General features: G+C 59.3%; 18 protein-coding genes and 1 tRNA gene. 7 read left to right on the top strand and 12 right to left on the bottom strand.

Annotated elements, in window-relative coordinates; genetic code table 11:
- Positions 1-21 precede the first annotated feature (21 nt).
- The 4 genes from HDF09_RS18060 to HDF09_RS18045 all read right to left on the bottom strand — a co-directional run bounded on the left by HDF09_RS18060 (position 22) and on the right by HDF09_RS18045 (position 5,213).
- Positions 22-1,728, bottom strand: a complete 1,707-nt coding sequence (locus tag HDF09_RS18060; protein ID WP_183768985.1) for a glycosyltransferase family 39 protein — start codon at positions 1,726-1,728, stop codon at positions 22-24.
- Positions 1,715-2,659 carry a PfkB family carbohydrate kinase gene (locus HDF09_RS18055; protein ID WP_183768863.1) on the bottom strand — a complete coding sequence of 315 codons (945 nt, stop codon included), beginning with the start codon at positions 2,657-2,659 and terminating at the stop codon, positions 1,715-1,717. Before HDF09_RS18055 ends, HDF09_RS18060 begins: the two co-directional genes overlap by 14 nt.
- A 77-nt stretch (positions 2,660-2,736) precedes the next feature.
- Positions 2,737-3,603: an S-methyl-5'-thioadenosine phosphorylase gene (gene mtnP, locus HDF09_RS18050; protein WP_183768984.1), complete on the bottom strand. Its 867-nt coding sequence runs from the start codon at positions 3,601-3,603 to the stop codon at positions 2,737-2,739.
- Between the two features lie 38 nt (positions 3,604-3,641).
- On the bottom strand, positions 3,642-5,213 hold the full coding sequence (locus HDF09_RS18045; protein ID WP_260181718.1) for a hypothetical protein: 1,572 nt from the start codon (positions 5,211-5,213) through the stop codon (positions 3,642-3,644).
- 58 nt (positions 5,214-5,271) lie between these two features.
- Between HDF09_RS18045 and ygfZ the strand changes: the two genes are divergently transcribed.
- Genes ygfZ through HDF09_RS18020 form a run of 5 tightly spaced genes read left to right on the top strand, consistent with a single transcriptional unit; the run spans position 5,272 to position 9,536 of the window.
- Positions 5,272-6,339, top strand: a complete 1,068-nt coding sequence (ygfZ, locus tag HDF09_RS18040) for a CAF17-like 4Fe-4S cluster assembly/insertion protein YgfZ (protein WP_183768862.1) — start codon at positions 5,272-5,274, stop codon at positions 6,337-6,339.
- A gap of 2 nt (positions 6,340-6,341) precedes the next feature.
- Positions 6,342-6,953 carry a DUF1844 domain-containing protein gene (locus HDF09_RS18035; RefSeq protein WP_183768861.1) on the top strand — a complete coding sequence of 204 codons (612 nt, stop codon included), beginning with the start codon at positions 6,342-6,344 and terminating at the stop codon, positions 6,951-6,953.
- A gap of 2 nt (positions 6,954-6,955) precedes the next feature.
- Entirely contained in the window at positions 6,956-7,771 is an 816-nt protein-coding gene (locus HDF09_RS18030; protein ID WP_183768860.1) for an MBL fold metallo-hydrolase, read from the top strand.
- Positions 7,768-8,553 carry a hypothetical protein gene (locus HDF09_RS18025; RefSeq protein WP_183768859.1) on the top strand — a complete coding sequence of 262 codons (786 nt, stop codon included), beginning with the start codon at positions 7,768-7,770 and terminating at the stop codon, positions 8,551-8,553. The genes HDF09_RS18030 and HDF09_RS18025 overlap by 4 nt, the downstream gene beginning before the upstream one ends.
- On the top strand, positions 8,550-9,536 hold the full coding sequence (locus tag HDF09_RS18020) for a bifunctional riboflavin kinase/FAD synthetase (protein WP_183768858.1): 987 nt from the start codon (positions 8,550-8,552) through the stop codon (positions 9,534-9,536). Before HDF09_RS18025 ends, HDF09_RS18020 begins: the two co-directional genes overlap by 4 nt.
- Here HDF09_RS18020 and HDF09_RS18015 read toward each other — a convergent pair.
- The 3 genes from HDF09_RS18015 to HDF09_RS18005 form a co-directional block, all read right to left on the bottom strand.
- Positions 9,481-11,991, bottom strand: a complete 2,511-nt coding sequence (locus HDF09_RS18015) for a PBP1A family penicillin-binding protein (protein ID WP_183768857.1) — start codon at positions 11,989-11,991, stop codon at positions 9,481-9,483. The two genes, HDF09_RS18020 and HDF09_RS18015, sit on opposite strands and share 56 nt — an antisense overlap.
- 125 nt (positions 11,992-12,116) lie before the next feature.
- Complete coding sequence (locus tag HDF09_RS18010; protein WP_183768856.1) at positions 12,117-13,349, bottom strand: S41 family peptidase; 1,233 nt, start codon at positions 13,347-13,349, stop codon at positions 12,117-12,119.
- A gap of 143 nt (positions 13,350-13,492) precedes the next feature.
- A tRNA-Met gene (locus HDF09_RS18005) sits at positions 13,493-13,569 on the bottom strand.
- 173 nt (positions 13,570-13,742) lie between these two features.
- Here HDF09_RS18005 and kdsB point away from each other — a divergent pair.
- Positions 13,743-14,504 carry a 3-deoxy-manno-octulosonate cytidylyltransferase gene (gene kdsB / locus HDF09_RS18000; RefSeq protein ID WP_311719987.1) on the top strand — a complete coding sequence of 254 codons (762 nt, stop codon included), beginning with the start codon at positions 13,743-13,745 and terminating at the stop codon, positions 14,502-14,504.
- Positions 14,505-15,003: 499 nt separating this feature from the next.
- On the top strand, positions 15,004-15,354 hold the full coding sequence (locus HDF09_RS17995; protein WP_183768855.1) for a hypothetical protein: 351 nt from the start codon (positions 15,004-15,006) through the stop codon (positions 15,352-15,354).
- A 373-nt stretch (positions 15,355-15,727) separates the two neighbouring features.
- Here the strand turns inward: HDF09_RS17995 and HDF09_RS17990 are convergent, their stop codons facing one another.
- The 5 genes from HDF09_RS17990 to coaD all read right to left on the bottom strand — a co-directional run bounded on the left by HDF09_RS17990 (position 15,728) and on the right by coaD (position 20,922).
- Positions 15,728-16,393: an HAD family hydrolase gene (locus HDF09_RS17990; protein WP_260181707.1), complete on the bottom strand. Its 666-nt coding sequence runs from the start codon at positions 16,391-16,393 to the stop codon at positions 15,728-15,730.
- A complete protein-coding gene (locus tag HDF09_RS17985; RefSeq protein WP_183768854.1) occupies positions 16,390-17,838 on the bottom strand; it encodes a phosphoglucomutase/phosphomannomutase family protein in 1,449 nt (482 codons plus the stop codon). Before HDF09_RS17985 ends, HDF09_RS17990 begins: the two co-directional genes overlap by 4 nt.
- 105 nt (positions 17,839-17,943) lie before the next feature.
- A complete protein-coding gene (locus tag HDF09_RS17980) occupies positions 17,944-19,110 on the bottom strand; it encodes a mannose-1-phosphate guanylyltransferase (protein ID WP_183768853.1) in 1,167 nt (388 codons plus the stop codon).
- Positions 19,111-19,174: 64 nt separating this feature from the next.
- Complete coding sequence (locus HDF09_RS17975; protein WP_183768852.1) at positions 19,175-20,371, bottom strand: pyridoxal phosphate-dependent aminotransferase; 1,197 nt, start codon at positions 20,369-20,371, stop codon at positions 19,175-19,177.
- Between the two features lie 56 nt (positions 20,372-20,427).
- Positions 20,428-20,922 carry a pantetheine-phosphate adenylyltransferase gene (coaD, locus tag HDF09_RS17970; protein ID WP_183768851.1) on the bottom strand — a complete coding sequence of 165 codons (495 nt, stop codon included), beginning with the start codon at positions 20,920-20,922 and terminating at the stop codon, positions 20,428-20,430.
- Positions 20,923-20,926: the final 4 nt, after the last annotated feature.

Genomic DNA, 20,926 nt, shown 5'->3' with positions numbered 1-20,926 from the left:
CTATCTGGAAGTCGGCCTCCCCTACTTCGGCGACGCGACACTGAATCGGTCAGACTTGTAAATACGTGCACAGGGCTGGCCGCTCGTACAGAGGATCGTCAACTCGTCAAGGCCCTGAGGATGCATCGCAACGGCCGCCGCCACCGGATCTCCGGCTATCGCAACGACATAGCCCGCGTGCTCAGCAGGCGTAGCCAGCGCTGCCTGGAAGCTGTCGTAGTCTCCTTCATTGACGGTCTGCCGCAGAGGAATTCCAGCATCCTGAAGCGCTCCGACGTGATCGGAGTTGTACATCAAAATCGTGGAGCCGTAGGGAAACTCCCCCAGCTGACGAGCCAGCGCCGTCTCAAACGCTACGCGAGTCGTTGAATTGACAAGCGCCTCTTTGAGCACCAGCGGCGTGCGGTACATCATCCCGACCGTATTCAAAGCGATCAGCAGAAGCGTCACCGGCTGCATCAGTCTCCTGGCAAGCGGTTGCGTCTCGCTCCACCTTCGCTCCATCCACTGCACCGCCACAAACGTAAAGATCGCCAGCGCCGGCAGCAGTTCCATCCCATAGCGCGAGTTGTAGTAGGAGTGCGGCCAGAGCTGCGGAATAAAGATCGGCACTGAACCGTAAGCCACCGAATAAACATAGAAAGGCAGCGGCATCCAGAGCAACAGCGACGACAGTGTAAGGCGACGGCGTACCGCCAAGATCAACCCACCCACGGCTGCCGCCATCAGTAAAAACCCAGTCTCCCAGAAAGCTGCATCAACCTGCGCCACGCGCGTATAAAACAACAGTGCCCACGCAGGATTATGCCATCCACGATGGTGATGTCCGTTAGGCGGCATCGTCTTCTTTTCAATGGCCGCCGCCGAATAAGGCCCACGCAGGAAGTCCAGCGGATCATGAAAGAAGTGCTGGTTATAGGCCAGCCAATTGATAGGCCCTGCAATCACCAGCACCGTGAAGACAACAAAAACCGGAGCGACCTTGCGCCACACCTCGCGACTACGCGCCAGCGAGAACGTCACAACACACCACACCGCAGCACCCAGAATCCAGCCGTCGTAGCGCGTAAACACAGCCGCCAGGATGAAGACCGCAAGCAGCACTAGACGACGCTTAACCGCACTCACCCGCGACTCTTTGATCGCGGCGACACATTCAACGGTAAGCAGAGTCGTCCAGATCAACAGCATCAGGAACAACGGCTCCGTCATCGCGGTCGTCGCAAGGTAGAGTAGATTCGGGTTGAGCGCATAGAGAGCCGTCGCCGCCAGAGCCCAGCGAGGAATCATCATCCAACGCGCCAGCCGATAGAGACCGGCAACACTCGCTATATAGCAGATCAGCGAAGGCCACGCACCAGCCAACCCGTTCTGCCACCACTCCACCTTCTGGACAAAAGGAAGCATCAGCAGATGCGGCAGCGGCAACCAAACCCCGCCCAGCTGGACGAGCCCGGGATTGCGTGAGTCCAGAATGCGTCGAGCAATACCAAGATGCGCAACAGCATCACCATACAGCAGGAGATATCCGCGCGAGTACGACAGAAGCAGCGCGACAAAAGACAGCAGCACCGCACCCAACGCGACCGGAAAGGTCTCCTGCCGCGTCGCCGGCCTCACCTCTTCCGGATCGAACTCCGCAGCGCCCGAGCCAGCAGCACGGCCCGCAAGGGTCGATGCCGCCGGCCTGTTGAGCCGCGAACCCCGAGACGATTTAGACCCCCGCATGTTCAAGGTGCGAGATCTCCAGGAAGAGCTTGAAGCGTTCATCGATCTCTTCACGAGACACATTTTGCAACCGCTCGGTTCCGAAGCGCTCCACCGCAAACGAACCCATCACGCCGCCATAGAACATCGCAGTGCGAAGAACTGCGGGCGTCAGCGCAGGCTGCGACGCGAGATATCCGTAGAAGCCTCCGGCAAACGAGTCCCCCGCACCAGTAGGATCAATCACCTCCGCAAGCGGAAGCGCCGGCGCACGAAACGGACGCAACGCCTTGCTGCCACCTGCAAACGAGCGATCGCTGAAGAAAGCGGTCGCGCCATACTCGCCATGTTTGACCACCAGCGTCTTCGGTCCCATCGCAAGAACCTTCTCTGCCGCCAAGACCAGGTTGCGCTCCCCCGCCAGCATGCGCGCCTCACCATCATTGATCAGCAGCACATCAAGCTCGCGCAACACCTTCGCAAGATTCGCGGAGTGATCGGCAATCCAGTAGTTCATCGTATCGCCGCAAACCATGCGGACGTTCGGCATCTGGCTCCGCACGCGCGACTGCAGCACAGGATCGATATTCGCAAGAAACAGATACTCGCTGTCCTTATACGCATCCGGAATCTTCGGCTCGAACGTCTCGAAGACATTCAGGTCTGTGCCGAGAGTCTTAGCCTCGTCCATATTGCCCGAGTAGGAACCGGTCCAGTGAAAGCTAAGCCCCTCCGACCGCTCGATGCCCTTCGTGTCGATACCGCGGCGGGTAAAGATCGCCTCATGCTCTGCAGTGAAGTCTTTCCCTACAACGGCAATAACGCGTACCGGCGCAAAGTAACTGGCTGCAAGCGAAAAATGCGTTGCCGCCCCGCCCAGGCAATCCTTCACCGCACCATGGGGAGTTTCAATGTTATCGAACGCTACCGAACCTACAACGAGAATTGCCATAAACTCCTTCTGCACTACGATCTAATAAATATTAGCAACTAATCTAGTTACAAAACTAGGATGCGAAACGAGTGACCTCAGAGATATCTATCAAGCAGCAAAGAAAGCTTCTGCTTGGTCTCTTCTGGAATCACTTTGCGATCAGTAAGAATGGCGTACTTCAAAGCATCGACACACGCGCAGCCTTTTGTCATATCCACCGGCATCGCCGCAACAGCCGCACGTACTACCTTTGATGCGTTATCCGCGTTCTGATGCATAACAGCAACAATCTGATCCACCGTAACGTCGTCGTGGCCTTCGCGCCAGCAGTCGTAGTCGGTGACCATCGCCACAGTGGCATAGCAGAGCTCCGCCTCGCGAGCGAGCTTCGCCTCCTGCAGATTCGTCATCCCAATCACATCAGCGCCCCAGCTTCGATAAAGATTCGACTCCGCGCGAGTCGAGAACTGCGGCCCCTCCATGCAGACATACGTTCCACCAAGCTTGCCGACGACACCAACCGTATCGCAAGCCTTCTTCAGCACCTCGGCCAGCGGCGCGCAGATCGGATCGCCAAATGCGACATGAGCAACAATCCCCTCGCCAAAAAACGTGGAAGCGCGAGCAAACGTGCGGTCGATAAACTGATCCGGAATTACGAAGTCCGTCGGCTTGTGTTCTTCTTTCAGCGAGCCCACCGCCGAGACCGAAAGAATCGTATCGACTCCTAGCATCTTCATCGCAAAAATGTTGGCGCGGAAGTTCAACTCGCTCGGCAGAATGCGGTGGCCGCGTCCATGGCGAGCAAGAAAGGCGACGTTTCGACCCTCGAGTTCACCCAGAACAAAAGCATCGGACGGCTCGCCGAATGGAGTCGTCAGTCGCTCCTCGCGCACATTGGTGAGTCCAGGCATGGCATACAGGCCGCTGCCCCCGATAATTCCAATCTCTGCCTTCTTCAAAATACTGTCGCTCCCTTTGGCGGACACGGTCCGGCTGGCTACTTCGCCCCTCTGGAAGTATACCGTTGCAGCGCGCTCTCATTGACCGCGCCGAAAGACGCCAGAACTCGCGACATCGAGAGCGCTGGCTCCATAACCGGCACAACTGTCTGTTGCATCGGTCCCACAGGCTGTATGCTCGCAATTATGTCGCGCAGCTTTCGTGCCAGCGCCAGGTTGAAACCTTCGCCAATAAAGACGGAGTCTCCCGATCGAGAGATCAGAACATCTCCCTCATTGGTGGAGTACACCAGTTCCGCATCGTCGGCCTCATCGTTCTTGCGCTCCACAACGTTCGAGTACTTTCTCGGAATCTGCGCCGCATAGATACGCAGAAACGACCGCGCTGAATCAGCATTCTTCCATCGCGAGTAGTAAAGCAGTCCAATAGAAGCCGTCGACTCCTTCTCCGCCTCGGTCACAGCCGACTTGCGTTGCGCCGCGTAGTAAACTCCGCCATTCCACTCCGGCGCCAACGCACTTGCCTGTTCCCGCCCGCCAAACAGCTCGGCAAGAATGCGAACGTCCAGCTCCCCCATCACGCCGATATCGTAGGGCGTGTACTCCGGATCGAGCAGCGGATGGATATCCGGAATTCGAACCAGCGGCACCGGCGCATGCGCCATGTAGGCCTGCGGATTCATGATCTCGAAGCTCGAAGACGGCGGATTCGCGAGCACGCCATGGAACGCCGCCTCTTTGCCGGCCTTGACCAGAATCGCCTGCTCGAAGCCAAGCCCTTCGCCATACGGAAACAGCAAAGACTCCTGGAGCAGCAGCGGAGCACGTGCCATCACAGGCGATCCGCCCGTGTCCGTCGCCTGGTCCTTCAACTTGTCCGCAAGATCCGGCGCATCGGCAATTGTCTTACCAGAGGACCGCAGCGTGTAATCGATAAAGACCGCCATCGCCTGTCCCTCCGCCACCGCCGTCCGTGCGGTATCTGCCTCATCCATCTGCAGGTGATGATTGTCCTCCTGCACGTTATGCGAGGTGCTGGACAAACTCACGTCGGACCACTTCGTCAGGTCGATGTTCTGGTCCTGCAGAGCGTGGGTCAATTCATGCGCCAATACTGGCTTCTGCTCATCAGGCTCAATCCAGTCGAGCAGATTGACGGTCTTCGTCTTATTGTCATAAAAACCGGCAACCTGCTCGGTCAACAATGACAGCAAAAACGGACGCAGATGAAAATCGCGATCGAGCAGCCCGAATTTCTTAAGCACAACCTCCGACCGCTCCATGCGCTTGGCGCCCTCATCCTCGTCGAACTTGTCTTTGAGGTAGTGGTTAACCTGATCGCGCGAGATAAGTTTGCGCTTCACCGAATGCTCAATCGGCAGCTTGGTGTCGCTGCTGACAAAGCTGAGAATCTCATCCACAGAGCGAAAGAGCTCCTTCGCCTGTTGCTTGGTCATCGGCTGTTGACTCACAGCAGGCGAAGCAGGCTGAGCAACACCCGGAGTCGCCGTCTGCGCGGCATAGGCTGCAAAACTGGCCGACCACAGCGCAAACGCCGCGACCATCCTCATCGAACTCCCGCTCCCGGCCCAAAGCCTTCCCAGCAACATAACCCTCTCGATCCACCGCTATAATCAAGTGTACGCAAGTTTTTTGCATCAATCCGTCATGAGTTCACCAGCACAATCCGATATCGCCGTCTCGCCGGCCCCAGGCTCCGCCACACAGCTTGCCGCGCTCCTTCAGGGGGTTGGCCTGTCGCATCTCAATCAAACCGGCTGGATCCGAGTCACCGGAGAAGACCGCGTCCGCTGGTTGAACGGGATGGTAACCAACGCAATCCACCAATTGGCCCCCGGCGAGGGCACCTACAACTTCCTCCTCAGCGTTCAAGGACGCATCCAGGGCGATGCCACCATCTTCGCCCGCCCGGACGATCTCCTCATGGAGACAAGCTCGCCCCAGATCCCAACCCTGATAACTCTGCTCGACCGATTCATCATCATGGACGACGTCAAGCTCGCAGACATCAGCAGCACGCGATCGGGCCTGCAGGTCGCCGGTCCCAAAGCAGCCTCGCTCCTACAGCAAATCGGCCTGCCCACCGGCGATCTCGCCCCACTCACGATGCGCTCGCTTAGCTGGAACAACGCCGAAGTCGATATCCTGCACGCATACAGTCCTCTGGTGCCGCGCTACGAGCTGTGGGCCGAGGAAGCGACCACGACAAAGCTCACCAGCGCGCTGCAAACCTTCGACGTAACCCCCTGCGAAGATCAAAGCCTCGAATGGCTCCGCATCCTCGAAGGAACTCCGCAGATCGGAACCGATATCCGCGACCGCGAACTCCCCCAGGAGACCGGCCAGACCCGCGCCCTGCACTTCGCCAAGGGCTGCTACCTCGGCCAGGAGATCGTCGAGCGAATCCGCTCCCGCGGCAACGTCCATCGCACCTTCAGCGGCTTCAGGCTCGACGGCGATCTTCCAACCGCCGGCACATCGCTCGAAGCCGACGGCAAACAAATAGGCGAACTCACCAGCGTAGCCGCCATCCCGCTACCAGGCGAAGCCCAGGCCGTCCCCTTCGGACTAGGCTACATCCGCCGCGAAGCTCTGGACCGCGGCCTTCCAGTCCTCTACGCCGGCGGCGGTATCGCACATCCGGTCTCGCTCCCCTTTTCGCAACCTGCAGCCTCCGCGCCATCGGTTGCATCTGAACCTCCTGAAAGAGTGTGAACATGCCTGATCAGAACAAGCCCTTCGTTGTCACCGACCGCCGCAAGTTCACCATGGACGGCGAGCTGCGCCCCGACGCCGATCCTTCGCCAGAGAGAGAAGAGCGCGAGGCGAGGCCAGCCGAACCAGCAGCTGCAACGCCGCCCCAGCCCGCAGCACCCCAGACACCGCAAGAGCCCGAGCTCCCGCCAGCCCTAACCGCCGAGCAGACCGAGCAGGCCAAGCGCGCCTACGACATGACCGCCGATCGCCTCGACACCGCAATCCGCTCGGCCAACCCCGGCATGGACCACCCCCCCACCATGAGCTTCGACCAGCTCGTCCAGTCCGTCTACATGACCTCCATCCTGCAGCTCGGCGGCACCACGCAGGAGGGCCAGCAGCCCCAGGTCGACATCCTCGGAGCGCGCCAGAGCATCGACATGCTCCAGGTTCTCGGAGACAAAACGAAGGGCAATCTCTCCCCCGAAGAGTCCCGCCTGCTCGAAAGCGCTCTCTTCGAGCTGCGCATGGCCTTCCTCGAAGTCACGCAGGCGCTCGCCCGCTCCGCAGCCTCCAAAGCCCCCGGCGGCGCAGGCCGTCCCGGCCCCGCAGGCCCCAGCATCGTCCGCTAACGATGGAGGCTACCCTCACCTTCCTCGGCACCGGCACCTCCATGGGGGTGCCGACCCTCGGCTGCGACTGCGCCGTCTGCACCTCCGCCGTCTCTCCCCACGGCGACCCGCGCAATCGCCGCACCCGCCCCTCCCTCCGCCTCGACTACAACCACCACACCATCCTCGTCGACACCGGCCCCGACTTCCACGCCCAGGCCATCCGCGAGAACATCCACCGCGTCGACGCCGTCCTCTACACCCACGGCCACGCCGACCACGTCCTCGGCTTCGACGACCTCCGCCCCCTCAGCTTCCGCCGCAACGGCAACCTGCCCATCTACGCCGACGACGCCACCGCAAAGACCCTCGAGCGCATCTTCGAGTACACCTTTCGCAAAGAAGATCGCTATCCCACCAGCGCCCGCGTCGAGATCCATCGCATCGACCCGACACCCGGCTCCGGAGTCGATCTCTTCGGCGCATGCTTTCGCAGAGTCCCCGTCACCCACGGCCGCGAGCAGATCACCGGCTACCGCTTCGGCAACGCCGCCTATCTCACCGACATGAGCGACATCCCCGCCGAGAGCCTCCCGCTCCTCCAGAACCTCGACGTCCTCATCCTCGACGCCCTCCGCCGCGACCCCCATCCCAGCCACTCGCATCTCGACAAATCCGTCGCCCTCGTCGAACAACTAAAGCCGCGCCGAGCCTTCTTCACCCACATGAGCCACGACCTCGACCACGAAGCTACCGAGGCCGACCTCCCACCCCACATCCGTCTCGCCTACGACGGCCTCAAGCTCACCTTCGAGATCGCACCGGAGACCGCCGCATGAGTCTCGCGTGGAAGTTCTTGATTCTCCTCATAGCCTCCTGTCAAGTCGCTGCCGCCGAGTCCGTCAACATTAGCTTGCCCGAAACCAACAAACTGATCTCATTTACGTTTCAAACCAAACCAGGAGGTAACTCCTCGTTTCGTTCCTTTCAGGTAGATTCCGCAGGCAAGCACTTTAATTTCACCGCGAGAAACCCTATAGCTCGCATCCCAGCAAATCCTGACGAGCGTCGAGCACTCGGGTATTGGATCGATATCCCGGGCCTGAAACTTAATCCTTCTCGCTACTTCCTTGTTGGCAAATATGGCACAGATGCTGACTCGCATACCCTGCTGTTTTTCATCAGCGAAACCGAAGAGAGTGACGCCGCCGCGTTACTTGTCATTGGATTTTCAACCTCGGGCGATCCTTACAAAGTACTTGAACGCGACCACCTGGATGTCACTTCACTTAAATCGACTCCCGACGGCGCTGGTCTTATAGTCGGCAAAGAGACTCTCTCTCAGGTTATGGATGGGGACGGCTTCAACGGTTCCACAAAACCCTATGCGACCACCTATGACCCATTCTCGGTCTTCATCGTGCACCCTGACGATAAAGCACTCTACTCATTGGTCATTTCTCGAAGCTACAACCAGAAGCACTACGTCTGGGCAGGGTCCCACTCTCGGGAAGACTACGCCGTTCTTTACAATCTTCCTGCGCATCACGGAGTTGTCGGTGCGCCGACCTCTCGCGTACCGGCTCTTCTCGCAGAACCAAGGAACGAAGCGAAGCCATGATCATCTTCAACTCTCTCGCCGACATCCCCGCCGACTTCGGCCCATCCATCGCCACCATCGGCAACTTCGACGGCGTCCATCGCGGCCACCAGTGGGTCATCGCCGAGGTCGTAGCGCAAGCTCACGCACAAAATCTCCGCTCCATCGCCATCACCTTCGATCCTCACCCCGCGCGTGTCATCCGTCCCGAATCCAGTCAACCACTCATCACGCCGCTCGCACAAAAACTCGAGCTGCTCGCAGCCACCGGCATCGACGCAGTCCTCGTCCTCCCCTTCACCAGCGAACTCTCCCGCATGACGGCCCGCACCTTCGCCACCGAGGTTCTCCAGCGCGCCCTCCACGTCACCCAACTCCACGAAGGTGAAAACTTCCGCTTCGGCTATCAGGCCGAGGCCGGCATCGAAAACCTCGAAGCCCTCGGCCGCGAACTCGGCTTCACCGTGCGCGTCTACGCGCCACGCCATCTGCGCGGAGAGACCATCTCTTCAAGCCGCATCCGCCAGATGATCGCCGAAGGCGACGTCACCCACGTTCGAACCCTGCTCGGCCGCAGCTTCGCCATCTGCGGCACACCCGCCTCAGGCCGCGGCTACGGCACCCGCTACACCGTCCCCACCATCAACCTCGCGCCCTACGCCGAGCTGCTTCCCGCAAACGGCGTCTACATCACCTCGCTCACCGTAGGCGCTGGAGCATCGAGCGAAACCTTCGACGGAGTAACCAACGTAGGCAACCGCCCAACCTTCGGCGCGGACTCCTTCACCGTAGAAACCCACCTGCTCAACTTCCACCCAATCGAGCTAAACGAATCGACATCGCTCGTCCTGACGTTTCTGCGTCGTCTCCGCGACGAGATGCGCTGGCCAAATCCCGAAGCGCTAAAAGAACAGATCGGCCGCGACGTCGCCAAAGCAAAACGCTACTTCAATATATGTCGGGTGGTGGATTCGAAACTCCACTCCGCTCATCCGCAGGCTTAGCCGACATAGCTGCCGGCTTCACACGCGCCGCAACCGCCTGGGGCACCGAAGCAGGCTTCACCGGCGCATAAATCACCTGCGGCGACGTCCCATTCGCCTTTGGTTTTTCCACCGGAACCGATGGCGCTGCGACAGCCGGAGGACTAGTCGTGAGAACACCTTTAGCCTTCTCCCCACTCGTTGACGCAGAATCGTCCGCCACCTGCTTCTTCACCAGCGGACGAACCGGAGTAGCTACGCTTGCCGCGCTGCCAAGCGGTACATCCAGCTTCTTCTTCGCAGCTCCCGCAGTCGGAAACGCCTCATCTGGCCTGGTCGCAATCGCGGCCCTCATAAAATCCATCCACATCGGAAGCGCCGCGCGTGCCCCCGTCTCTTTTTCCCCAAGCGATTCGCGATCGTCAAATCCAATCCACGTCCCACACGTAATCGACGGAGAAAATCCGACAAACCACGCATCCGTGTAGTCGTTCGTCGTCCCCGTCTTACCGCCCAGAGGATGCTTCAACTGCGAAGCCGAAGCCCCCGTCCCAAAGCGAACCACCGCCTGCAGCAACTGCATCATCGTGCGCGCCGTATCCACCGAGACAACCTCCGACACCTGCGACGGAGCCGGATCCAGCGGCAGTCCATCGGCCTGCGTAATCCTGCGAATGTATCGCGGTTCAATCCGGATGCCGTCGTTCGGAAAGACGCTATACGCGCTCACCTGCTCCGCGAGAGAAATATCCGCCGAACCAATCGCCACCGGAAGAAACGCCGGAATATTGCTCGTAATCCCAAAGCGATGCGCCGTCTCGATCACCTTGCGGATCCCATACCGGTCCGCCAGCTTCAGCGCAGGAATATTCCTCGATTCGGCGAACGCATTCGTCAGCGACATCGCACCTTTATAGTCACCTTCGTAGTTATGCGGTGTATAAGGTCCGTTCGGCGTAGGAAAGGTCGTCGGCCCATCGACGATGATGTCCGTAGGCTTAGCCCCACCCTCAATCGCCGTCGTATAAACATAAGGCTTGAACGACGAGCCCACCTGGCGCTGTGACTGCGTGGCGCGATTGAACTGCGACAACGCGAAGTCCCTGCCCCCCACCATCGCCAGCACCTCGCCGGTCGAGTTATCCACCGCCATCATCGAAGCCTGCGCGCCCGAATCCTGCTGCAGTGACACCTTCAGCGAACCATCCGGCGAACTACCCTCCACCTTCACATAAACCACATCGCCCGTGCGCAGGAAACCATCGCCGTCGACATTCTGCGTCCATCTCCAGTCTTCCGGGGTAAGCACAGCCTGTCGCGCACCAAGCTTTACCGTCACCCTCTTCGCAGTAACAGCAGTCACCACACCGTGAACATAGCTCCCGTTCTCAATCGGCTGCACCCAGTCCGGATGGCGATAGCTCTCCACATCCGCTCCATCCAGCACCACGTTCGGCAGCCTTCCCTTCCACCCACGCCGCCGCTCATACGTTGCCGTGCCATCCAGAATCGCCTTATTCGCCGCCTGCTGCAGATCGAGATCGAGCGTCGTATAAACCTTCAGCCCCGCCCCATGAACCTCTTCCACGCCAAACTGCTTCTCCAGCTGCCTTCGCACCTCTTCCACAAAATACGGCGCGACACTATTCGCCGGCGGCTCCAGGTGCAGCCCCAGCGGTTCGGCCTCCGCCGCCTCCGCCTGCTTCTTCGTGATCTTGCCGTCGGCAAGCATCTCGCTCAGCACAAGATTTCTGCGCTTCAACGCGCGGTCAGGATACTTGATCGGCGAATACGCCTCAGGCCCTTTCGGCAGCGCAGCCAGAAGCGCGGCCTCCGGCAGCGTCAGATCCCGCACCTTCTTGTTGAAGAAGTACTCCGACCCCGCCTCAAACCCATACGTCCCATGCCCCAGGTAGATCTGGTTCGCATACAGCTCGAAGATCTGCTGCTTCGTAAATCGCCGCTCAATCTGCACCGACAGGAAGATCTCCTGCAGCTTGCGGCCATACGTCTTCTCCGACGAGAGAAACAAATTACGCGCCAGCTGCATCGTCAACGTCGACGCCCCCTGCGCCTTCCCGCTCGAATGCAGATCCCGATACGCGGCCCCCACTGCCCGCACCAGGTTCACCCCCCAGTTGCTCTCAAAACTCTTGTCTTCAATCGACATAATCGCCTGCTTCAGAACCGTCGGAAACTCCGAGTACGGCAGCACCACGCGACGTTCCAGTGCAAACGAGCCGAACGGCTTCCCATGCACATCCAGCAGCTCCGTCGTAGTGTTCGGACGATACCGCGCCAGGTCATCCATCTGCGGCAGATCGATCGAGTAGACCAGCATCAGCCCGCAGAGCGCGCCGAAGACCGCAGACAGCCCCAGCAGCACATAGAACGTAACCCGTCTCGCAATTCGCCGGCTGGGATAATCAGGCCCGTTCAACGTCGCGCGACGAAGCGCACGTTGCCAATCGGGCATCTCGTCATCAGGCGTTGGCGGCCTTCTTTCGGGGCTGTGTAGGCTCTGCACGAAGTCTCACAATAGCACGGCAGAGTGAGCGTTACTCTCCCACAAAAGGGCTAATCCCGCCCGAAACCATCAGCCTAAGCAGCCTTGCTCTTCAACAGGTCCAGCGCCTTCGTAAGTTGCTCATCCACCGTCACCGCAGGCTTCTGCAGCGGCTGCTGCGACTTCTCCGCCGGAGTCGTCGTATCCTCTTCCGCCACCGCATCCTCTGCGGTCGAAGCCACCAGAACGCCCGGCGTCACGCCATCGTCCTGCAGCTTCTTCCCCGAAGGCGACTCGTACTTCGCAATCGACAGAATCAACGCCGCACCATCCGGCAGCTCAAACGTCTTCTGCTGAGCGCCCTCGCCAAAGGTCTTCTCGCCAACCAGGTCCGCCCTCTTGTTATCCAGCAGCGCCGCAGCCACCAGCTCCGCCGGCCCCGCCGTCCCACGATTCACCAGCACCACCACCGGCGCCGTCGTATTGATCGCCTTCGACGCCTCGGCCGTAAACGTCTGCTTCGCTACCTTCTGCCCCTCCAGCATCGCAATCGTGCCGTCCTTCAGGAAGAAGTTCGCCAGCCGAGTCGCCTCCGGCATATCCCCCGCCGCAACGTCCCGCAGATCCAGCAGAATCTTCTTGTTCCCCACCTTCGGCATAGCCTTCAGCTTCGCCTCGATCTGCTGCACATGGTCATGATCCAGCACGCCCGGCTTCAGATAAATGATCGAAGAGTTCTCATACATCGTCTCCGCAACCGGCGGCGGCGGCGTCGAAACCCGCGTCATCACAATCTTGTCCGGAGCAGCCTTCCGCGGCCGCACCACCGAAACCGTCAGCTCGCTCCCCGGTTGCCCTTCCAGCAGCAGCTGAATCATCGCCAGCGAGATATCCCGCGTATCCTGCGGCCCAATCGCCTCAATAATGTCGCCATCTGACAGATTCGCCTTATCCGCCGGGCTCCCCGGCACTACCGACACCACGGTCGCATACCCAAACCGCTTCGAAACGTTGATCCCCACCTGCGCCTTGCCGCCCTTGTCCGCCTTGAACGCCTTATAGTCCTCAGGCGTCAGATAGCTCGAGTCCGCATCGAGCGACTCCAGCAAGCCACGCAGCGCGCCATTGGTCACCGCATTGATATTCGGCTCTTCCACGTAGTCCGTCTGAATATGCCGCAGCACCTCGCTGTACACGTTGATCTGGCGATACGCCCCATCCTGCGGCTCACTCGCAGCACTTACAGGGTTTGAGTTCACTCCCAGAAACACGGTGACCACCAAAACAACCGACACAGCGAGCAACAGAATCTTCGAGATCTTAGGCATAGTTCGGAGCGACTCCAAGGGGTGTTCCCGGCGCAATACCGGTTAGACGCACCCGCAGGCGAAATGATCCCGCAGGCAAAACAATATAGACAAAATGATACTCTCGATCCATACAGAGTGCGCCTGCAGTCGCTATAACACTTTGGTGGCGGTGGACAGAATCGAACTGTCGACCTACGGGTTATGAGTCCGTCGCTCTAACCATCTGAGCTACACCGCCGATGTGTGTAAGGGGTATGCCGGCACAAAACTCCTCTGTAGTCAGAGAGAACCATCGCCACGGCACAGCCATCTCCAATCATACTTGATTCCGGCCACAGCGAAAAGTCGTCCAGCGACCGCGATCAGCAGGCCAGGGACCGCGATCAGCAGACCGGCCAAAGCAAGAAGCCGATCATCCTCGGCGTCATCCCCGCCCGCCTCGCCTCCACGCGCCTGTCCCGCAAGGTCCTCCGCAACATCGCCGGACGCCCCATGCTCGCCTGGGTCTACGAGGCCGCCAGCGCCTGCCCCCAGCTCGATCGCGTCCTCATCGCCACCGACTCCGACGAAGTAGCCGAGCTCTGCCACCGCAACCACTGGCCCGTCCAGCTCACCTCGCCCGACCTCCCCAGCGGCACCGACCGCGTCCACGCCGTCGCCCGCCACCACCACGCCGACATCTACGTCAACATCCAGGGCGACGAACCCCTGCTCAAACCCGAACACATCACCGCACTCCTCCGCCCCTTCACCCACCACCACGTCGAAGTCTCCACCCTCAAAGTCCTCTGCACCCCCGAAAACATCACCAACCCCAACGCCGTAAAGGTAGTCACCGCTGCCGACGGCCGCGCCCTCTACTTCTCCCGAGCCACCATCCCCTTCGATCGCGATGGACAAGCCCGCTATGGACAAAATCATGACAGACAAGCCCACGACGGAGTAGCTCCTGAGTATTGGAAGCACATCGGCCTCTACGCCTACCGCAAGGCCACCCTCGAGCGCTTCCCCACCCTACCCCCCAGTCTCCTCGAGCAAACCGAACGCCTCGAGCAACTCCGCTTCCTGGAAAACAACATCCCCATCTACGTAGAGCCCACCGACTTCGACACCATCGGAGTCGACACCGAAGAAGACCTCCACCGCGTAGAGTCCCTACTCCTGCGCCAATAATCAATTCGCTCCTATCCTTCCCTCCGCACCTTTTTTCGCTCCATTAACCCCACCCGTCAACACCACCACCCACGACACCGCCATCCCATAACATCGTCATCCTGAGCGAAGTGACTCACGGCACTTTGTGAGTCACGCAGTCGAAGGATCCCTGTATTTCGCCTTTGCACTTGCACTTGCAATTGCAATTCTTGTTGTCATCCCCGAAGGGGATCTGCGGTTGCCGTTGCAGTTGCAGTTGCTGTTGTCTGCTCTTCGCCGTCATCCTGAACGAAGTGAAGGATCCCGACACACTCCACCCACCCATACCGTTCGAACCTTCCAACTCAAACACTCCACTCCTTCCCGCTCTTCCCCACAAAAATCGCGACCGAAGCTGTTCGCAGCCCATCGCGAACACGCAGTGGAGAGACCACTGTTCCCTCCGACGCTCCACATACCCTGAGGACCACCAACCTTCCAAAAGCAGTAAACTGATCCCACCCAAGGGAGCAGAAGCATGTTGCTCGAACTAGCCAAACCCGTAGCCCTTCTCCTCTGCCTTCTCTCCCTCCTCATGGTCTTCCACACCGTCTTCTTCCCCCTCGAAGACCCCCACCTCCTCCCTCAGCCCCATCAAGAGTTGGATGACCGCATTCTGGACTCGCTCCTCCTCCTGGCCTTCTCCGCCGGTATCTCACTTATCGGCGCCCTCCTCTTCCGCGAAGCAGAGCCCCTCCCCCACCCATCCCTCTCCTCCACCCTCCCCCTGCAACTCTTCTACTGGGCCACCGGCATCATGCTCCTCCTCTACCCCCTCGCCTCCTTCCTCGAAACCCACTACCTCTTCACCCCCACCATCCACTGGTAGAGACATAAAACGGGCCAAAAAAACGCTGTCAACCCCCTGAACCACATAAAGCAAGCGTATTCAACGACATATCCGTGGCGTATCAGTTACCCCCAAACCTCTATACTTGAAGCAAAGGAACAAAACTCCACTAATCCCGTGGAGTTTTCGCGTTTAAAGTGAACAATCAGCCGTAACCCCTTTTTTTTGCAGTAATCTGCAGGCAAGTCCTTTGTTATCTCGTATTTACAGGCAATATAGGTCGCCTAAGCTATTGAAAATAAGTAGCTTACACCCCGGTAATAGGAGGGGGGGTCCCCCCCGCCCCGGAGAGAGAGGAGACAAGACGTTGACGGAGACATCATGCAGGCGACAGGCCCAGCAGCCGTCAGCCTCAGCCCACCCGAGTAAACCTCACCTCAAGCCCACCTGCGTCCGCGCCCACCGAAACCCCCTCCAGCGACCCAACAACCCACTGCGCCCCCTTCAGATCCTCTACGGTATGCGTCCCAGCTACACCCACTACCCGGCACCCAGCCGCCAGCCCGGCGTCAACGCCCGAAGGAGCATCCTCCACCACCAGGCAATCCTCAGGCCGCAGTCCCAGCAACTCAGCGCCGCGCCGGTAAGGCTCCGGGTCGGGCTTCCCCCGCTCCACCATATCCGCACTGATAATCCGCTCCGGCACCGGCAGTCCAGCCGCCTTCAAACGTCCCAGCAGCAGCCTGCGCGTCGCCGAGGTCACAATCGCCCACCGCTCCGCCGGCAGACTCTCCAGCAGCGCCTTCACCCCCGGCAGCACCACCAGGTCCGCCACATCGTTCATCTCCAGATCCTCGATATACCGCAGACCCTCCTCGGGATCGATCTCCGGAACCAGCGACTTCACAATCTCGATCGCACGCATCCCATGCGGCACCATGAAGATCTCCGCGTTGGGAATCCCATAGTGCTCCGCCCACTGCCGCCAGCAACGCACCACCGACCCAATCGAGCTCACCAGCACCCCATCCATATCGAACAGGATGCCGTTCACCTTCAAGCAGACCTCTGCGCTCAAGCCCCACGTCCCTCAAGAACAAACGTCTTCGCCGCCGCCAGCACCCGCTCCACCGACTCTACCGAACAGCTCTCGCAGTACACCCGCAGCAACGGCTCCGTCCCCGAAGCGCGAAGCAGCAGCCACGTCTCCGCCGCATTGGGCTTGCCCGCACAGTCAGGATTCTCCAGAAAGAACTTGATCCCATCCAGCGTCTCCACCCGAAGCACCTTCAACCCCGCAAAGTCCGCGCCAGCCGCATCCTTCAAAGCCTTCGCCCTTGCAATCGCAGACAGCTTCAACTCCTCATCGATATGCATATCGATGCGTCCATACTGGTGTTCGCCAAACTCCTCCTGTAACGCAGCGACGAGCTGCCCGAGCGTCTTCTTCTCATCCGCCATCACGTTGGCAAGCAAAAGCGAGTTCAGCATCCCATCCCGCTCCGGCAGATGCCGGCTGATGCCAATGCCGCCCGACTCCTCGCCGCCAATCAGAATCTCCTGCTCGAGCATCAGGTCGCACACATACTTGAACCCGATCCCATGCTCATGCAGCCGCCGCCCGTACTTCGCGCAGATCCGGTCCAGCATCTTCGTCGTGTTGAAGGCGCGCGTCACATCGCCCGGCCACTTCTTTCGCTCCAGCAGCCACTTCAGAAGCACCGCAAAGATCTTGTGCGCATCCACCACGTTGCCATGCTCATCCACCGCACCGATCCGGTCCGCATCCCCATCCGTGATCAGCCCCGCATCGCACTGCTCCGCAACCACAGCAACCTGCGCAGCCCTGATGTGCGGCAGAATCGGCTCAGGATTGATCCCAGGAAACGCCGGATTGATCTCGTTGCGAATCTCGACGAAAGGAATCCCAGCCTTCGTAAAGATCCCAGCGACCACACCGCGTCCCGCACCGTACATGCAATCGATCAAAAACTTATATCCCGAGGCACGAATCGCATCGAGATCGACAAAGCGCGCGATCGCAGCGACGTAGTCCGTATTGAAGTCGGCCGTCTCGATCGAAGCAGCCTTCGCAGCCTTCGCCAGCGGCTTGTCGAGATAGCTCTCAATCGCCGCCATGATCGAAGGCTTGCCCGAGCCGCCATAGCTGGCCTTGTACTTCACCCCGTTCCACTCCGCCGGATTATGGCTCGAGGTGATCATCACCCCACCCGCCGCCTTGCGCTCGCGCACCGCATACGAGAGCGCAGGAGTAGGCGTAATCTCCGCAGCCATCGCCACCGGGATGCCAGCCCCGGCAAGCACCTCGGCCACAACCTTCGCGAAGGAGTGCGAGCCGAACCGCGTATCGTAAGCGATACACACCCCGGCCGCCGCATCCTCCTGCGCTAAAACGTAGTTCGCGATCGCAGACGCCGCAACCCGAACGTTCGCATAGGTAAAGTCATCCGCAATAATGCCCCGCCAGCCGTCCGTGCCAAACTTTACAACTGTCTCTGCCATAGTTTCTTCGATTTTTCCTGAATGGATTGATGCAGCAACCGCAACAGCGAAAAGAAAGGAAGACAAGAAGAAAATGAAGACGAAAGGTGAACGAAGAAACGAACTTCAGATCAGGTCTTCTCGCCCAGCACTCTTCAGTTGAGCGACAACTTTGCCCACATCCTGCGAGCGTTCGCGAGTCGTAATCAGCAGAGCATCCTTGGTCTGAACCACAACCAGATTCGTCACGCCAACCAGAGCGATGACCTTTCCCGGCGCATGAATGTAGTTCCCGCTCGAGTCGATCGAGATGCAAAGCGGATCTTCGCCCTCAAACACATTCGTCAGCGAGACGCTCTCCGGCGGACAACCAGCTGCATGCTCATGCAACGCAGACCAGCAGCCCAGATCGTTCCACTCAAAGTCGCCAGGAAGACTGTAGATCTCAGCGCCCGCTTCGCCCTTGGCCGAGCGCGGCTCAAGCACCGCATAGTCGATGCTGATGTTCTCGCACTGCGGATAAACCTCCGCGAACACGCGCTCAAACTCCTCCTTCGAAACGCGATGAGCAACAGCTATCTTCTCCAGCAACGGAGCCATCGCAGGACAGTGCTCGCGAATCGCATTCGCCAGAGTTCGCGCACTCCAGAGGAAGATCCCGCCGTTCCAGGCGTAGTTGCCCGACGCAACGAACTGCTCCGCAACCTCAGCGTTTGGCTTCTCCGTAAACCGCTTGACGCGACGAACTGCAACTCCGGAATGAGGACCCTGCGCAGGATCTACAGTCTCCCCCAACTCGATGTAGCCATAACCGGTCTCAGCCCGCGTAGGAGGAACTCCCAGAACGACGATCTTCTCCCCACTCGCAGCCAGCGCAACGCCAGCGCGAATCACCTCCGCGAATCGCGCCCCATTCTTCACCACATGATCCGACGGAAAGATGCCAATCACTGTCTCTGGAGAGCTCGGCTCCAGCAGGAAAGCAGCAAGCGCACACGCAGGCGCAGTATTTCTCGCCGCAGGTTCGCTCAGGATATGCTCGCGAGGTACTTCAGGAAGCTGCTCGGCGATAAGGTCATCAAGGAGGCTATTCGTAATCACCCACACTTCGGCAGGGTCAACCAGCGGAGTCAGACGCTCAACCGTCTGCTGAATCATGGTCCGCTCTCCATCCAGAGCCAGCACCTGCTTCGCTCGCGCCTTTCGGCTTCGAGGCCAGAACCGTGTTCCGCTGCCGCCTGCAAGAATCACCGGAGCGAACCTCTGCTCCGTCTTACTACCTTCAATGGGCATAAGCCTCCGTCTTAGTGAAGAGACCGCACCGTAAAGCAGTGCGGTCCAGACGCAAGATCAACAACTAACTCAACGTTGCGAAGTAATCCCGTATTCGCTTTACGCCTTCATCCACGACATCGTGCGATACCGCATAGGAGAGCCGGATATGCTCTGAAGTCCCGAAGGCCTCACCGGGAACGACGACGACATGCGCCTCACTCAGCAGCTTCGCCGCCAGGTCTGACGCCGACTTGATACCGCCCTTACCAATGAACTTGCTCACATTCGGATACACATAGAAGGCTCCCTGCGGCACCGTGCAGGTCAGACCCGGGATGGTTTTGAAGCCTGCCAGAGTCTGATCGCGCAGCTTGATGTAGTCGGCGCGCATCTCTGAGACGCACTCCTGCGATCCGGTCAGTGCGGCGATCGACGCACGCTGCACCATGCTGGCTGTGTTCGAGGTGCTCTGCGACTGTAGCTTGCTCATCGCCGCGATGATCGGCTTGGGGCCAAGCGCAAAGCCGGCTCGCCAGCCTGTCATCGCATACGTCTTCGAGAGTGAGCCCAGTACTACGATATGTTCCTTGCAATCGGTAAACGAGCCGCCACTGACGACCTCACCGGTGAACGTCAGGTAGACGTAGCACTCGTCGAGCAGCACATAAATCCCATGCTTGTGAGCGAGACGGACGATAGCTTCGAGATCTTCCGGAGCGACCACAGCACCAGAAGGATTCGACGGAGTATTGAGGATGATCGCCTTGGTCTTCGGGGTGATCGCCGCCTCGATCATCTTCGCCGTGATGCGAAAGTTCTCTTCTTCTTTACTCTCTACCAAAACGACTTTGCCGCCCGCGTACTGGATGATGTCCTTGAAAGAGACCCAGTAGGGAACGGGAAGAATAACCTCATCCCCATGGTCAACCAGAACCTGAATCGCATTGAACAGCGCCAGCTTGCCTCCGGTGGTGAAGACGCACTCGTCGGGAGTGTAGTTCGAGCCAAAGTCGCAGGCGTGCCGATCGACGATGGCCTGGCGCACCTCTGGAATACCAGCCACGTTGGTATAGCGGGTGAAGTTCTTCTCGATCGCTTCAATGGCCGCGTCCTTGATATGGCGCGGAGTGGAGAAATGTGGCTCCCCGGCGCCAAAGTCCGCGAGATTCACGCCTTCAGACTTGAGCTTAAGCGCTGCGGCTGTGATCGCCATGGTTGCGGAAACTTCGATGCGGCCGATACGGTCTGCGAATATCTTCGTCGCTGTCGCTGTGGTCATATCTCTAGTTTGGCAGATTTAGCCAGCGAGATAAAGGAGCAAGTCTTCTCAGGCCCTCAGAGCCGGTTCGGAACCTTGGCCTTTAGGCGCTCGACGACCAGAGGAGGCACCAGAGCCGTAACGTCGCCGCCGAGCTGAAAGACCCCTTTTATCAGTCTTGAACTGACGTAGGTGTACTTTTCTGCCGGCATCATGAAGAGGGTTTCGAGCTCAGGATCGAGCTTCCGGTTCATCATCGCCATCTGAAACTCATACTCGTAGTCGCTGATGGCCCGGATGCCCCGGAGGACAGCCTTGGCACCCTGCTGCCGCGCAAAGTCGACCAGGAGACCGTTGAAGGTGGTTACCGAGACGTTGCCAAAGCTGCGGGTCGCTTCGGTGATCATCTCTTCGCGCTCCGGAACGGTGAACAGAGGCGTCCCCTTCTCGGAGTTGCGCAGGATCGCTACGACCAACTCATCCACGATCTTCGACCCACGGGCTATCAGATCGAGGTGTCCATTCGTCAGTGGATCGAAGGTTCCGGGGTAAATTGCTTTTACCGTATGCATGCAT

Source organism: Edaphobacter lichenicola, from assembly GCF_014201315.1.
GTDB lineage: Bacteria > Acidobacteriota > Terriglobia > Terriglobales > Acidobacteriaceae > Edaphobacter > Edaphobacter lichenicola_B.
Note: the sequence above shows the minus strand (reverse complement) of the source record. Positions and strands in the feature narration are given on the sequence as shown.

Excerpts from the sequence above, each read along its gene's own strand:
- HDF09_RS18060 (WP_183768985.1), bottom strand. The coding sequence starts at position 1,728 with ATGCGGGGGTCTAAATCGTCTCGGGGTTCGCGGCTCAACAGGCCGGCG.
- HDF09_RS18055 (WP_183768863.1), bottom strand. The coding sequence starts at position 2,659 with ATGGCAATTCTCGTTGTAGGTTCGGTAGCGTTCGATAACATTGAAACT.
- HDF09_RS18045 (WP_260181718.1), bottom strand. The coding sequence starts at position 5,213 with ATGTTGCTGGGAAGGCTTTGGGCCGGGAGCGGGAGTTCGATGAGGATG.
- ygfZ (WP_183768862.1), top strand. The coding sequence starts at position 5,272 with ATGAGTTCACCAGCACAATCCGATATCGCCGTCTCGCCGGCCCCAGGC.
- HDF09_RS18035 (WP_183768861.1), top strand. The coding sequence starts at position 6,342 with ATGCCTGATCAGAACAAGCCCTTCGTTGTCACCGACCGCCGCAAGTTC.
- HDF09_RS18030 (WP_183768860.1), top strand. The coding sequence starts at position 6,956 with ATGGAGGCTACCCTCACCTTCCTCGGCACCGGCACCTCCATGGGGGTG.
- HDF09_RS18025 (WP_183768859.1), top strand. The coding sequence starts at position 7,768 with ATGAGTCTCGCGTGGAAGTTCTTGATTCTCCTCATAGCCTCCTGTCAA.
- HDF09_RS18020 (WP_183768858.1), top strand. The coding sequence starts at position 8,550 with ATGATCATCTTCAACTCTCTCGCCGACATCCCCGCCGACTTCGGCCCA.
- HDF09_RS18015 (WP_183768857.1), bottom strand. The coding sequence starts at position 11,991 with ATGCCCGATTGGCAACGTGCGCTTCGTCGCGCGACGTTGAACGGGCCT.
- HDF09_RS18010 (WP_183768856.1), bottom strand. The coding sequence starts at position 13,349 with ATGCCTAAGATCTCGAAGATTCTGTTGCTCGCTGTGTCGGTTGTTTTG.
- HDF09_RS17995 (WP_183768855.1), top strand. The coding sequence starts at position 15,004 with ATGTTGCTCGAACTAGCCAAACCCGTAGCCCTTCTCCTCTGCCTTCTC.
- HDF09_RS17985 (WP_183768854.1), bottom strand. The coding sequence starts at position 17,838 with ATGGCAGAGACAGTTGTAAAGTTTGGCACGGACGGCTGGCGGGGCATT.
- HDF09_RS17980 (WP_183768853.1), bottom strand. The coding sequence starts at position 19,110 with ATGCCCATTGAAGGTAGTAAGACGGAGCAGAGGTTCGCTCCGGTGATT.
- HDF09_RS17975 (WP_183768852.1), bottom strand. The coding sequence starts at position 20,371 with ATGACCACAGCGACAGCGACGAAGATATTCGCAGACCGTATCGGCCGC.
- coaD (WP_183768851.1), bottom strand. The coding sequence starts at position 20,922 with ATGCATACGGTAAAAGCAATTTACCCCGGAACCTTCGATCCACTGACG.